Raw genomic sequence first — 13,558 nt, 5'->3', positions numbered from 1 at the left:
TAGTGCCGGGTCACTGGCCCGCGGGCTTGAGCTTCAGGAAGATCTCCGAGTGCTCGGGCCGCGCCCAGACGGCCGGGAACGAGTAGAGGTCGTCCTGGGTGGGCCAGCCGGTGAACTTCTTGGCGTTGTACTCGCTGGTGGTGCCGGCGGTGAGGATCGGGATGTACGGGATCGACTTCTCGATCTCGGTCTGGATCGTGTCGAAGTACGGCTGGCGGGCCGCGTCGTCCTCCGGGTTCACGCCCTTGAGCGCGGTCAGCGCGCCGTCGACGGCGGGGTTGGAGAAGCGGGCGAAGTTCGGGTTGGCGACCTCGCCGACCTTGGCCGTGGTGGCGGTGCTGAAGAAGTAGGACGCGTTGTAGAACGGGTCGGGCGCGGGGCCCTGGTGCAGCGCGTCGATCAGCAGCTCGAACTGGCCGCGACCGCGCGAGTCGGACCACTCGTTCCAGGACACCTGCTGCGGCGTGATCTTGATGCCGACCTGCTGGAGCTGCTGGGCGATGGTCTCCACGGCGGTGATGTAGTCGGTCCAGCCGGCCACGACCTTGATCGTCATGGCGACGGGCTTGCCGTCCTTGGCGTAGATGCCGTCGGGGCCCTTGGCGTAGCCCGCGCCCTCCAGGGCGGCGGTCGCCTTGGCCACGTCCGGCTGCATCGGCGCGGAGCGCTCCTGGAGCTCGTCGGAGACGACCGGCTCGTCCCGCTCCAGCAGGGCGAACCCGGGCGAGATCTCACCGGCGGTGTTCTCGAAGGCCAGCGAGTTGATCTGGGTGCGGTTCATGCCGTAGTACACGGCCTTGCGCACGGCCACGTCGGTCTGCGGGCCCTGGCAGCCCAGCTCGGCGTTGGAGCAGGTGAACAGCGCGGCCTGGTTGAGCGGGATGGTGATGCCCTTGTAGCCGGGGTAGTTCTTCTCGATGTTGGCCATGTCCGGCACCGGGCCGGTCTGCCAGTCGATCTGCCCCTGCCGCAGCGCGGCCTCACCGGACTGGTTGCCCGACAGCGCGACGTAGCGGATGTTCTTCAGCGCGGGCTCGCCGGCCCAGTAGCCGGTGTTGGACTTGAGCGTGAACGCCTGGGCCTTGAAGTCGGCGAGCTGGAACGGGCCCGTGCCCACCGGCTCGGACACGACGTCGGTGGCGGGGGTGGCGATGTCCTTCCACCTGTGCTGGGGGACCATCCAGATCCGGCCGAGCACCTGCGGGCCCTCCATGAAGGAGGGTTCGGGGAACGTGATCGAGACGTGGGTGTCGTCGACCGCGGTGGCGACGCCCTTGTAGCCCGTGCCGTTCATGGACGGGTTGTTCTTGACCATGTCCAGGGTGAACACGACGTCCTCGGCGGTGAACTTCTCGCCGTCGGTGAACTTGGCGTCGTCGCGCAGCTCGACGTCCAGCCGGGTGCCGTCGGCGTTCCAGGTGAAGCTCTTGCCGAGGCGCGGCCTGGGCTCGACGTCGCGGACGTTGTTGAAGAAGAACAGGGGCTCGAAGATCGTGCCCGGTCCCTCCAGCATCGTCGGCGAGAACGGGTTGAAGTTCAGCTGCCAGTCGCCGGACTGCCCGGTGTACACGACGAGCGTGTCGGTGTTCTGGTCGCCGCCCGAGTCGTTCGACCCGCCGCACGCGGTCGCCAGCATGGCGACCGCGGCCAGTCCGGCCGCCGCCACGCGTGCCCGTGAGGAGCGCCTTGCCTTCAGGAACATCGTTGATTCCTCTCCTGGCCCAGGACCGGCCGCGGTCCCGCGTTGAGGCAGATTGTTAAGTCAATGAAGAAACGAAGTCAACACTTCCGCTTCATCTGCGGGTCAAGTTGCTACCCTTCGACCGACGACGAACCAAGACGGAGGCCACGTGAGCGGACCTGCGCGGGCGACCCAACACGCGAGCAGCAAGGCCGCCGTGCTCGACGTGATCCGCGCGGCGGGCACCATCAGCCGCGTGGGGCTGATCAACGCCACGGGCTTCACCGGCGCGACCATCTCCACCGTGGTCCGCAAGCTCATCGACGAGGGCCTGGTGGTCGAGACCGGCCGGGCCGAGTCCACCGGCGGCAAGCGCCGCGTGCTGCTCCAGCTCAACCACTCCTCCCGCTACGCGGTCGGGGTCCACCTGGACCACGCCGGCATCACCTACGTGCTCACCAACCTGGGCGGTTCCGTCGTCGCGCGCATCACGAGGGCGGGCGCGGGCGCGGCCGAGCCGCAGACCGTGGTGGAGCGCATGGCGGGCGAGGTGGACTCCCTCATCGAGGGCGTCGGCGTCGACCGGGTCCGCGTCCTCGGCCTGGGCCTGGTCTCCCCCGGGCCGCTCAACTCGACCACCGGCATGGGCCTGACCCCGCCGTCCATGCGCAAGTGGGAGGACTTCCCCCTCGGCGAGGCGCTGGAGCGGGCCACCGCGCTGCCGGTGGTGCTGGACAACGACGCCACCGCCGCCGCCCTGGGCGAGCACTGGTCCGGCGGCATCGGCGGCACGGCCACCTCGGCGGCCCTGTACATGGGCACGGGCATCGGCGCGGGCCTGGTGATCAACGGCATCACCTACCGGGGCACCAGCGGCAACGCCGGGGAGGTCGGCCACATCTGCGTGGACGCCAACGGCCCCGAGTGCTGGTGCGGGGCGCGCGGCTGCGTGGAGGTCCTGGCCGGTCCGGGCGCGGTCGTCGCCGCCGCCCGCGCCGACGCGGCCCTGGCCCGCGCCGCCGGCCTGACCGGCAGGCCCAGGTCGGTGTCGTCGGACTTCGCCGCGGTCAGCCGCGCGGCGCGCCGGGGCGACCCGTCGGCGCTGGCCATCCTGGGGCGCTCGGCCCGGTACATCGCCACCGCCGCCCGCACCCTGGCCAACATCATGGACCTGGAGGTGCTGGTGCTGACGGGGCCGAGCTTCGCCATCGCGGGTTCGGTCTACCTGCCGGTGGTCCGCGACGAACTCGACCGCGCCTTCTTCTCCCGCGCCGCCCACCGGGTCGACGTCCGCCTGTCCCGCTCGGCCGCCACCGCCTCCGCCATCGGCGGGGCGGCGCTGGTGCTCCAGTCCGAACTGGTGCCGCTGCACGAGGGCCTGCGCCTGCCCGAGAACCTGGCCGACTCCGAACCCGCGCCGCTGTCCGCCGAGGGCGCCTGAGCAGAGGGTGCCTGAGAACCGGGGGCGTCTGAGAACCGGGGGCGCCACCGGTCGGCGTGGCCGCCACCCGATCCCGGACGGCCGCGCGGAACGGCCGATCAGTCGGTCTCGGCCCAGGTCATCCCGTCCGGTCGACCACCGCGGTTCGTCAGCAGTCCCCACAGGGCTTCGCGAACCAGGTCGAGCGGCACCTCGGCGTCCGCCGGGAACTCGTGGGACGTGCCGAAGTAGGCGAACGCGACCCCTTCGGGATTGGTCCGCTCCCCCTTCGCGTACCAGGTGCCGGCCTCACCGCTGTACCGCACGGCGCCGAGGCCGGTTCGGGCGCGGGCTCCGATGAGCAGCTCGTGGTCGGGCAGTGCGTCGCTGCCCTCTTCGACGGCGTAAGCGGTGGCTGCGGCGTACGCCGGGCCGAGCGTCGCCAGCTCGTCGACGAAGGCGGCGACGTCTTCGCGCGTGCGGAGGCGCTTCGGCTCCTGGTCGTGCCGGTAAGCCACGTCGAGCACGTACCCCACTGGCTAACGCTCCTTCCCGGTGTAGGTCTTGACGCCGAGGTCGCCCCGAACCGGGAGGACCTCGAACAGCTCGCCCACGCGCTCGGAGATCGGCTTGAGGTCGTCCGGTTCGGGCACCGCGGGCAAACTTGTGGCCGATGGCTTCGCTCGTGGCGCGACAGTGTGCGGCGAACGGAAGGTCGTCGACCACCTGGCGCAGCGCGGCCACGACTTCACCGATACTCGCCAACCCCACCCCCGCTGCTCGACTGCCGGCGATCGTGGCACGTTCCGGCGTTCCGGCCGTGTGGTTACCCGACCGCGTTCCGCGCTCATCAGCGTCGCACGGACCGAGGTGCCGGCGCCGCCGGTCCGGCACCCATCCGCCACAAGGGGCAACGCCGGCGAGATCATTACCGCCGGCCCATTCACGGGGAATAACCACACGAATTCGTGATGAATCACCCGCCCTTCGGAGATCTTGCAGCAGCCTGGCACCGCGACTCGCGCCGAACAAGTTGCGGCGCGCCGAGAGCGAGGCGACCGTGCGCTTGCGGAGTGCTTTTCACGAATCCCTGGTCAGGAAAGGGCTCGACGCCCCCGGAATCGACGACCCGACATTGCGCGACAGCTACAGCGCGTGCGCCGCGCTGCTCGCCGAGCACGACACCACGCATTACCTGGCGGGTCTCGCGCTCGCCGACTGGAAACGCCCCTACTCGCACGCGCTCTACGGTTTCGCGCGCCACGCCGATCAGTTGGTCGACGCCTGGGAACTGTCCCGCGAGGCGCGGTCCGACCGGTTCGACCGGTGGCACCGACAACTGGATCGGGATATCGCCGCGGGCGCCGGCGACGACCCCGTGGTGCACGCCGTGCTGCACGCGTTCGCCACCTGGGGAATTCCCGAGAACCTCCTGCGCGAGTTCGCCTCGGCCATTCGACTGGACCTCGAGAAGACCTCGTTCGACACCTACGAGGAACTTGAGCGGTACATGTACGGGGTGGCGTCGACGCTCGCCCTCCAGGCGGTCCCGGTGCTCCAGCCGCTCGACCGGGGGACCGAACCGGCGGCCCGCTCGCTCGGCCTGGCCTTCCAGCTCACCAACATCATCCGGGACGTCGCCGAGGACCTGAGGGACGGGCGCGTCTACCTGCCCGCCGCGGACCTGGACCGGTTCTCCGTGGCACGCCGGGACCTGGCACCCGGGCCGACGTCGCCGAAGGTGCGGGAACTCCTCGCCGAGCAGGTCGCGCGGGCGCGCGGGCTGTACCGGGAGGCGCGGCTCGGCGCCGAGTCCCTGCACCCGTCGAGCCGGGCGTGCTGGCACGCGGGTCTCTCGCTCTACGCCGGGCTGCTCGACGCGGTCGAGGCGGCGGACTACCAGGTGCTCGACCGGCGGGTCCGGGTGGGCACGGGGCCGCGACTGCGCATCGGGGGGCCGGCCTACCTGCGGGCGGTCCGCGATCGCCGGAGGCAGCCGCCGCCCTTCGTGCCGCCGGCCTGACCGGGCCCGGCCCGCCCCGGCCACCTCACCCCAGCGCGTGGAACGTCGCGGACGCGACGACGACCCCGAGCACCGCCCCCACCGCCACCTGCCCCGCCGTGTGGTCACCCAGGCGCACCCGCGACCACCCGACCAACGCCACCAGCACACCCGCCACGAGCGGCGAAAAACCGAACACGAACACCGTCGCCGTCGCCGCACCCGCCGCCGACGCCGCGTGCAGCGACACCTTCCACACCAGGCTCACGACCAGCGTCACGGCCAGCCCCCCGAGCATGGACGCGGCCACGAAGGTCAGCTCCCGGTAGGCGTCCGCCCACAGCAGGAACACCATCCCGGAGACCACCGAGGCGAGCGTGATGAGGAACGGCAGCACGCGGTCCTCGCGGCGCGACACGTGCCGGTCGCTCCACCGCCCCGTGCGCACGCCCCAGATCAGCACCGCGTACGGCACGGCGACGGACAGGACCGCCGCCACCGCGCCGTGGAGCAGCCCGCCGGTGTCCGGCCACGACGAGTGCCAGCCCACGGCGAGGAACAGCGCGACGCCGATGATGCCGGGCGCGGACACCTCGGTCACGGAGCGCGCGAACCACAGCGCGGTGAACCGGCCAGGGCTGACGGTCAACGGTCGACTCCTCGCTGTCGCGGACCCGCAGGGCGTCGTAGGTGTGCGCGAGCCTGTCCTGGAGCTCCGCGTGCCGGAACTGGTAGACGTCCCCGACCCGGCGCAGCAGGCCCAGGCGGTAGGCGTCCTCCAGGAAGGACATCAGCCGCCACGGGAGCTTCCGGTCCACGGCCGGGAAGGTGCTCGCGATCAGGAACAGCACCGCCGGGTACCGGGAGGCGAGGACCACCGTGCTGATGATGCCGACCTCCGCGGCGCGACCGGCGTTGATCACGAGGCTCGCGAGGGAGCCCATGGCGACGCCCACGAGCAGCCCGCAGCCGACGACGAGGGCGATCCCCAGGGTCAGGTTCCGGAGCAGGGACCCGAGCCTGCCCCGCAGGTGCAGGTTGGCGTGCATGGGCCCGTCGAGGTGCACCCCCGAGATCAACCCGACCACGCCGCCGGCGCCGATGGCGATCGCCACGGCCGGCGACCCGCCGAGCGCCGTGGGCGCGGGCACCCCGACCAGCACCCCCGCGCACACCCCGGCCGCCGCGCCGAGCAGCAGCGCCAGCGCCAGCCTGCCCACCAGCACCCGCGACCGGCTGAACCAGTTCAGGTCGGCGTAGCCGCCGTCCTCGACCGAGGAGGTGATGAGGAACGCGGCCACTAGCCCGGCGGCCAGGCTGACGGTGAGGCCGATCGTGAGCCCCGCCCGCACGCCGACGAGGTTGGCGATGCTGATGCCCGCGGTGACCCCGCCCGTGAGCCCGCCCAGGGCGCCGGCGACGATCCGCCGGGGCTGGCGGGGCAGGAAGTAGGGGAACCTCCACCAGGCGATGTCCCGGGTCTTCATCGCGTTGTGCCGCGAGGCCAGGAACGCCGGCCACCGGAGCACGTCCCGGTCGCTGCGCGCCCGGAGTGCCGCCGGACGCCCCCCGGGCCGGTGCCGCCCCGGTCGGCGGGCCGACACCAGCGCGTGCACGAGGTTGTCGATCAGGTGGTCGCGGACCGCCTCCGGGGTGGCGAACTCGGCCACGTCGGCGAGCCGGCCGGGATCGGCGTTCGAGTCGACGTAGACCACCCGCAGCAGCCACAGGTCCAGGGGCGTCCGGAGCGCCCGCGCCAGCGGTGACCGCCCGTCGGCCAGCACGCGGAACACCTCCGACCACTTCCCCGCGCCGGGCCTGCCCGCCCTGGTGCAAGCCCGCAGGTACTCGACGACGTACGCCGACGCCGGCGGGCGCGGGGTCACCACGGCCGCGCTGCGGACCACGCCGGCGGCCCCCGCCGAGATGGCCTTCACGTACTCCTCGGTCCGGCACGTGACGATGACCTGGTCCGCGTCCGTCATGTCCAGGTTCAGCGCGTCGAGGATCTTCGTGCACACCTCGTCGGAGATCTCGTCCAACCCGTCCAGCACGGGCAGCACGCCGCACCCCGCCACCAGGTCCTCCGGCGCCGAGCCACCGAACTCGGCCGCCCGCGGCATCGGGTAGTCGCCGACCAGCCGCCGCACCAGCCACTCGTGCAGCGACTCCACCTCCGGGTCCCACGTGCCCACGGAGAAGAGGACGGGCACCGCGTCGCCGGGGCGCAGGTCCACCAGGAGCCGGCGCAGCAGCAGGACCGCGAGGGTCGTCTTCCCGGAACCGGGTTTGCCCAGCACGACGAGGCGCCGCCGCTTCAGGCGCCGGAAGTCGTCGGCCAGTTCCTCGATCCGATCGGCACGACCGGACAGGTCCTGCCGGTCGTCGCCGAACACGTGCTCCGCGATGTCGGAGAACCACTGGTTCGTCGAGTGCCAGGACACCGCGATGGGAGAGGGGTTGTCGAGTTGGCGCGCCGCCGCCTCCTGCCGCCACTGCGCCAGGACGACCTCGGCCAACTTCCGCCTCGCCTCGGCCGGCTGGGGCGCGCTGGAGGTGGGCGAATCGGTTTTCTTCGTGGCCCATTCACCCAGGGTGGCAATGCTGATCACCGCCGAGAAGCAGGCGCCCAGCGCCGTGAAAACCCAACTCGAACCGGCGATCTCGTACCTGTTCCACCACAGCACGACGAGCCCGGAGCACAATCCCGTGATCGCGACCACGGCGACCACCACTCGCCCGGATCTGCGCCCACCGGTCAACGTCGCCCCCGCCCCGGCCGTGATCGGAAGTTCACCGGAAGGTGGAATTCCGTGTTCACACCAGCAGGAACATGGTCGTGCCACCTCGTCCGCCCGGTCAACTCGGAATAGACGTTTCACCCAGAAGAAGGTGGGATGTCGAACCACCCTCGTCAACGGGATTCGGATTGGTCCCGCGAAGTCCCGGTCGCGGGCGGCGCGACCGGATCGGCGCGGGTCCCCGTGACCGACTGCGGCGAACGGGTCCGCCGGTCCGGACGCGGTCTCCCCTCCACGCCGACCGGGCGGGTGCGGCTGTTCGCCGGCGTCGCGGTGGGGCAATGGTCCCAACCCGCTGCTGCCCCCGGCGCTTTTTTCCACGGTTTCGTATCAGTGGTCCACCGACGTGGTCCGAGCATCGTCAAGTGTTCCGTCAGGGTGAGTCGAAACCGCCTCACCCTCCCCGCCCTGCGACGGGAGAACCATGTCGAGATCGGTTCGTTTGGTGATGGCCGCCCTGCTGGCGCTGGGGGCGTTGACCGGCTGGACCACGACCGCGATGGCGGCCGACGAACGGGACGGGATCACCGTCCCGCTCAACCCGAACGCGGCCAGCTCGGGCCGGGTCGAGTCGAGAGCCCTGTACTGCACCTACACCTACACGCCCGGCACGTACGCGGTGGCTTCGGCGCGCTGCTACCACACCGGCCCCCTGCCCAGCCGGGGCTACACCCTCGGCGCGATGTGCGGCGACGGGAGCACGGTGTACGGCGAGCCGACCATGTACGGCTCGCCCGGATCGGTGAGCTGCCCCGGTTACACCGGCATCCGCAGGCTCAGCCTGGTGCCGATGTACTGACGGGGTGACGCCGCTCGCGCCGGGACCCCGACCCCGGTGCGAGCGGCGGTCCGGTCACCGGCCCCGCGCCCAGTCCGCCCGGGTCAGCTCGTACTCGACCTCGCCGTGCTCGGCGCCCTCGATCGCCTCGGGCCAGTCCCCGGTGAAGGTCCGCCGGAACCTCAGCCCCGCCTTCTCCATCACCCGCCGGGACGCGGTGTTGACCGCCATGGTGTTCGCGGTGACCCGCTCCACCCCCAGCCCGGTGAACCCCTTGTCGATCAGCGCCCGCGCCCCCTCCGTGGCCAACCCCCGGCCCCAGGCGGCCCGGTTCAGCCGGTAGCCGAGCTCCACCTCGGCGGCGCTGTGCTCGACGAGCGGGCGGAACTCGAACCAGCCCAGGAACGCCCCGCCGGCCCCCTCCTCGGCGGCCCTCTCCTCGGCGGCCCAGTAGCCACGGGTGCCCAGGCACGGGTGGTCGTGCAGCAGGCGCGGGAGGGTGCGGGTGCGGATCGCCTCGCGACTGGTCGGCCTGCCACCGGTGAGGAAGCGCATGACCTCGGGGTCGCCGTCCAGCGCGACGAGGTGGTCGGCGTCGGCGTCGGTGAACGGGCGCAGCACGAGCCGTGCGGTTTCCAGGAAGACGTGCACGTGGCGATCCTCGTCGTCGGCGGGACAGGACGCCACACCATTTCGTTGCGCGTGCGCAACAAAATGAATTGTACCGCCGGGGGAAAACCTCGAACAGGCCAATGGTTGACCCGGGGTACAACTGTGAGCCCATGGGGTGGAATAGGACGTTTCGGCTGGTAGAGAGGTTGTGAACGCCCTAGCTTGACCGCATGGATTCCCGTGAGTCGAATGCGTTGAGCCGCGAATTGGGTGATGCCCTCAGGAGGGCGCGCCGACGGTCCGAGGTCAGGTTCGGAGCCCTCGTGGAGGAATTGGGGTGGTCCGCCGGCAAGGTGTCGAAGCTGGAGCGCGGGACGCGCGGAACGAGCCCCCTGGACATCGCCCGCTACGTCGGCCACCTCCGCACCGACCAGCCCACCTACGACCACATCATGGCCCTGGCCCAGGAGCCGAACACCGGTCACCTCGTCCGACCCCACCGGCTGGCGATACCCGACTCCCTGAGGGCGCTGATCCTCCACGAGCAGACCGCCAGGGTCATCTGGAACTACCAGATCATCGCCATCCCCGGACTGCTACAGACCCAGGACTACGCCCGCAACCTCATGAGCACTTCGCAGGGCGAGTGTTACGTGGCCTTGCGGATGGCACGGCAGAACATCTTCGACAAGCCCCGGCCGCCCAAGGGCCACTTCTTCATCCACGAGGCGGCCCTGCTGCGCACGGTGGGCGGTCCACAGGTGATGTACGAGCAGATGCTGCAACTGCTGTTCAGGGGCGGGGTGCGGCTGGTGCCCTTCGCGGCCTCGCTGCCGGCGTCGCTGGAGGTGGCCTTCACGTACATGACCTTCACCGACCACCCGCCGGTCTCCTACTCCAGCATCGGGGCGGCGGGGGTGTTCTCGGACGACGTCGAGACCACCGACCAGTTCTACACGTGCTGCGATGAACTCGACCAGGTAGCGCTGAGTGAGGAACAATCACGGTCAGAGTTCGCCAGGTGGGCGGACCGCTATGACCGATTGCGGGAGGCACAGCGTGGTCCTGGAGGCGAGGCAGTGGCGTAAGAGCAGCTACAGCGAAGGCGAGAACACGGAGTGCGTGGAGGTGGCGTTCGCGCCGGAGGGGGTGGGCGTGCGGGACTCCAAGAACACCGCCCCGCACCTGACCTTCACGCCCACCACCTGGCGCGCCTTCCTCCGGGGCACGCCGAGCCGCTGACGCTTCACCCGCTCCCGGCCGCCCACAGCAGGCCGCGCTCGACCACGGTCCGCACCTGCGGCACCGCCAGGTCGGCCGGGAAGTGCCCCAGCGTGCAGGCGAACACGCGCCCCGCACCCCACCGCCGCGTCCACACCGCCGGCACGGTCAGCGGCGCGTGCCACGGGTCCTCGGGGGCGAACGTGGTGGTCGCGTGCACGTCGTTCAGCCCGTCGGTGAGCACCCAGTACTGCTCGGTCCGCACGGTGAACCCGCTCAACCCGGCCACCACCGGGTGCGTGGAGACGATCTCCACGCGGTGCTCGACGAAGTCGCCGGGGTGGGCGACGAACTGGCCGCCCACCATCCGCATGTACCCGCGCGAGTGCCGGAAGGCGTCCACCAGCCCGCCGTGCCACCCGGCCAGCCCGGTGCCGGCGCGCACCGCCGCCTCCAGGTGCCCGAACTGCTCGTCGGTCAGCTCGCCGTCGCTCCAGCACTGGAGGACGAGGTCGTAGTCCGACAGCGACGAGTCGTAGACCTCCAGCGTGTCCGACACGTCCACCGCGAACCCCGACGAGCGCAGGAACGGCAGGAACGCGTCCGTCGCCTCCACCGGCGAGTGCCCGTCCCAGCCACCTCGAACCACGAGTGCCTTCACACCCCGCACCCTAGGCCGGCGGGGTCGGGTCACCTGATCGACGGAGCGGTGGAACGGGATGGACGATCGACGCGGGACCACCGGTCCAGGAGAATCGACCCACCACGCCACCGAAGCGGAATGAGCGGTCCGTGCGGGAAGACCAGCGGCAGCCACCGGTGGAGCGGCACCGGTCGCCCTCGGCCGCGCGCCCCACCGCCGGGACCGGCGGCCGTCCTCCCGAGCAGGAGCTGCTGCGGTTGCAGCGGACCGCCGGCAACCGCGCCGTCCGCTGGCTCGTGGCCCACGACCCCGTCCCGGTGCAACGGCGCTTCGCGAGCGCGGACATGCCCACGGGCGTGGAGCTGTCGGCGGAGGTGCAGCAGCGCCTGCCCGCCGCGCTCGCGGCGCTCGGCGTCCCCCTGTCGGCCGACCTGCGCGGCAGGCTGGCGACCGCGATCGCGGACGAGCAGCTGCACCCCCTGCCGGCCTGGCTCGCCGCCAACGGCATCGAGCCGAGCGCCGAGGACGTGATCAAGAAGGCGACGGAGCTGGGAGCGGGTGCGGGGCTGGGGACGGAGCACGAGAGCGGGACGACCGCGCCGACCGCCGGCTGGGAGGTCCAGGGCGCCCCGGGCGGGAGCGGCAGGCTCGTCGAGCGGGAGGGCCCCGCCCGCACCGCCTTCTGGACGACGAGGGACCGCGCCGTCGAGATGTGGGGCGTGAAGTGGCTGTACGGCGACCGCAACCCGCTCGCGACGCGGCCGGGGGCGAGGTTCGTGGTCCTGCTGCCCATGGGGTTCTCCCCCGCGGCACGCGGGCAGTTGGCCGCCGCCCTGGGCGTACCGCTCGCGGAGGTCGTCTTCACGAACGCGGGTTCCCTGCGCCCGGCCCAGGGCGAGGCCCTCGCGGAGTTCGTGGACGAGGGCGGGAAGCGCCGGTTCCCGCCGCCAGAGGACAGGCAGCGGCTGGCGCTGGACACCGTCCGGAACTACCTGGCGGGCCTCGGGCTGACCCGCATCGACGAACAGGCGGTCGAGAAGTGGTTGGCGACGGCCGGGGTGACGGCGCGGGACAAGACGGCGTTCGCCGGTCCCGGCGTGATCGACGCGGCCAACGTGGAGGGGCAGACCACCCCGGAGGCGCGCGGGTCGCGGAACGTGGTCCTCAACGCCGACAACCACACCTGGGGCACCCTCGTGCACGAGCTGTTCCACGTGCTGGAGCACCCGGACGTCATGAACTTCTCGTTCGACAACCCGATCGGGGCGGACCTCCAGGAGGGCATCACCGAGTTCTTCACCTCCGAGGCGACCGGGTTCGACGTCAGGACCGACCACGCGAAGAAGTCGACTATGTACCTGAGGGCCACCGAGTTCGTCCGCGACGAGGTCGGCGCGGGGCGGATCGCGCGGGCCGAGCTGGTGGAGATCTACTTCAACGGGATCGGCGGCGCCGTGCTCGACCGGGCCCGGGAGTTCGGCAAGAGGTGGCAGGACCAGCGGGACGGTCGCTCCTAGCGGGCCGTCAGTCCCGCGTGGACCGCGCCACCAGCCCGGCGAGCTGGTTGACCAGCGCCTCCGCCAGCCCGGTCGCGAACAGCTCGGCGGGTTCGGGCGAGCCCAGCTCGCGCAGCGCCCGCGCCACCGCCTCGGTCGGGTCCGCCCGGGGCCACAGCCCGGCCGCGAGCACGACCACGGTGTCCGCGAAGTGCCGCGCCGCGTCCTCGTCGAGCACCGGCAGGAGGGCGCGCACCAGGTCCGCGAGCCGCGTCGAGTGGGTCGCCGCCCGGCCCTTGACCCGGCGGGCGCGCTCGACGGTGATGTTGCGCTCCAGGGCGCCCGCGTGGCCGAACAGCTCGGCCAGCGTCCGCCGCCCGGCGAGGGAGGAGGCGAGGGCGGTGGCCACGGCCGCCTCGTCGCCGGTGGGGGGCTCGGCCTCCAGGGCGTCCAGCCAGGCGCCCCATTCCTCGTCGAGCACCTCCAGGAACACCGCCTCCCGGCTGTCGAAGTAGCGCAGCACGTTCGACTTGGCCAGCCCGACCCGGCAGCTCAGCTCGCGCAGGCTGATGTCGGCGAGGGGGTGTTCCCGGAGCAGGGCGCGGGCCGCCTCCAGGATCGCGCGCCGCCGCTGCTCGACCTGCTCGGGTCGCCGGGCGCGCTGGAACTCCACCCGGTCACCCTAACCACCCGGCGGTCCGTTGTTCGGCTGAGCGGAGTTGGGGCGGGACCGCGGTGCGCGGGGCGCGGAAGCGGAAGCGGGGGCGCGAGGCTGGGGCGCGAGGCGAGGCGCGGGGCGCGGAAGCGAGGCGCGGGGCGCGGAAGCGAGGCGCGAGGCGGGCGAGGCGCGAGGCGGAGCGGGGCGGAGCGGGGCGCGAGGCGGGCGAGGGGCGGAAGCGGGGGC

At 71.9% G+C, this 13,558-nt stretch carries 12 protein-coding genes; 6 read left to right on the top strand and 6 right to left on the bottom strand.

Annotation, left to right across the window (positions count from 1 at the left end; all coding sequences use genetic code 11):
* Positions 1-10: 10 nt before the first annotated feature.
* Positions 11-1,702, bottom strand: coding sequence for an ABC transporter substrate-binding protein (locus Q5530_RS35400; RefSeq protein WP_415367208.1), 1,692 nt, complete (start codon positions 1,700-1,702; stop codon positions 11-13).
* A 148-nt stretch (positions 1,703-1,850) separates the two neighbouring features.
* Here Q5530_RS35400 and Q5530_RS35395 point away from each other — a divergent pair, with 148 nt between their 5' ends.
* Complete coding sequence (locus Q5530_RS35395) at positions 1,851-3,122, top strand: ROK family transcriptional regulator (protein ID WP_415367207.1); 1,272 nt, start codon at positions 1,851-1,853, stop codon at positions 3,120-3,122.
* A 98-nt stretch (positions 3,123-3,220) separates the two neighbouring features.
* On the opposite strand, the gene Q5530_RS35390 is transcribed toward Q5530_RS35395, so the two are convergent.
* On the bottom strand, positions 3,221-3,637 hold the full coding sequence (locus Q5530_RS35390) for an Imm1 family immunity protein (protein WP_415367205.1): 417 nt from the start codon (positions 3,635-3,637) through the stop codon (positions 3,221-3,223).
* Between the two features lie 599 nt (positions 3,638-4,236).
* On the opposite strand from Q5530_RS35390, the gene Q5530_RS35385 reads away from it, so the two are divergent.
* Positions 4,237-5,124: a phytoene/squalene synthase family protein gene (locus Q5530_RS35385; RefSeq protein ID WP_415367203.1), complete on the top strand. Its 888-nt coding sequence runs from the start codon at positions 4,237-4,239 to the stop codon at positions 5,122-5,124.
* Between the two features lie 104 nt (positions 5,125-5,228).
* Here the strand turns inward: Q5530_RS35385 and Q5530_RS35380 are convergent, their stop codons facing one another.
* Positions 5,229-7,826 (bottom strand): hypothetical protein, encoded by a 2,598-nt coding sequence (locus Q5530_RS35380; protein WP_415367202.1) that lies wholly within the window; start codon positions 7,824-7,826, stop codon positions 5,229-5,231.
* A gap of 502 nt (positions 7,827-8,328) precedes the next feature.
* Between Q5530_RS35380 and Q5530_RS35375 the strand changes: the two genes are divergently transcribed.
* Positions 8,329-8,703 (top strand): hypothetical protein, encoded by a 375-nt coding sequence (locus Q5530_RS35375; protein ID WP_415367201.1) that lies wholly within the window; start codon positions 8,329-8,331, stop codon positions 8,701-8,703.
* A 54-nt stretch (positions 8,704-8,757) separates the two neighbouring features.
* Here Q5530_RS35375 and Q5530_RS35370 read toward each other — a convergent pair whose 3' ends face one another.
* Entirely contained in the window at positions 8,758-9,333 is a 576-nt protein-coding gene (locus Q5530_RS35370) for a GNAT family N-acetyltransferase (protein ID WP_415367200.1), read from the bottom strand.
* Positions 9,334-9,524: 191 nt separating this feature from the next.
* Between Q5530_RS35370 and Q5530_RS35365 the strand changes: the two genes are divergently transcribed.
* Both Q5530_RS35365 and Q5530_RS35360 read left to right on the top strand, forming a co-directional pair.
* Complete coding sequence (locus tag Q5530_RS35365) at positions 9,525-10,382, top strand: DUF5753 domain-containing protein (protein WP_415367199.1); 858 nt, start codon at positions 9,525-9,527, stop codon at positions 10,380-10,382.
* Positions 10,354-10,536 (top strand): DUF397 domain-containing protein, encoded by a 183-nt coding sequence (locus Q5530_RS35360; RefSeq protein WP_415367198.1) that lies wholly within the window; start codon positions 10,354-10,356, stop codon positions 10,534-10,536. The genes Q5530_RS35365 and Q5530_RS35360 overlap by 29 nt, the downstream gene beginning before the upstream one ends.
* Positions 10,537-10,540: 4 nt before the next feature.
* Here Q5530_RS35360 and Q5530_RS35355 read toward each other — a convergent pair whose 3' ends face one another.
* Positions 10,541-11,176 carry a ThuA domain-containing protein gene (locus Q5530_RS35355; RefSeq protein ID WP_415367197.1) on the bottom strand — a complete coding sequence of 212 codons (636 nt, stop codon included), beginning with the start codon at positions 11,174-11,176 and terminating at the stop codon, positions 10,541-10,543.
* A 131-nt stretch (positions 11,177-11,307) separates the two neighbouring features.
* Here Q5530_RS35355 and Q5530_RS35350 point away from each other — a divergent pair, with 131 nt between their 5' ends.
* Positions 11,308-12,675, top strand: coding sequence for a hypothetical protein (locus tag Q5530_RS35350; RefSeq protein WP_415367196.1), 1,368 nt, complete (start codon positions 11,308-11,310; stop codon positions 12,673-12,675).
* Positions 12,676-12,682: 7 nt separating this feature from the next.
* Here the strand turns inward: Q5530_RS35350 and Q5530_RS35345 are convergent, their stop codons facing one another.
* Entirely contained in the window at positions 12,683-13,327 is a 645-nt protein-coding gene (locus Q5530_RS35345) for a TetR family transcriptional regulator (protein WP_415367195.1), read from the bottom strand.
* Positions 13,328-13,558 lie beyond the last annotated feature (231 nt).

The sequence above is a fragment of the Saccharothrix sp. BKS2 genome (assembly GCF_047689505.1).
GTDB classification, from domain to species: Bacteria; Actinomycetota; Actinomycetes; order Mycobacteriales; family Pseudonocardiaceae; genus Actinosynnema; species Actinosynnema lopnurensis.
The sequence above is the reverse complement of the archived record's forward strand: the minus strand, read 5'-3'. Positions and strand labels throughout refer to the sequence as shown.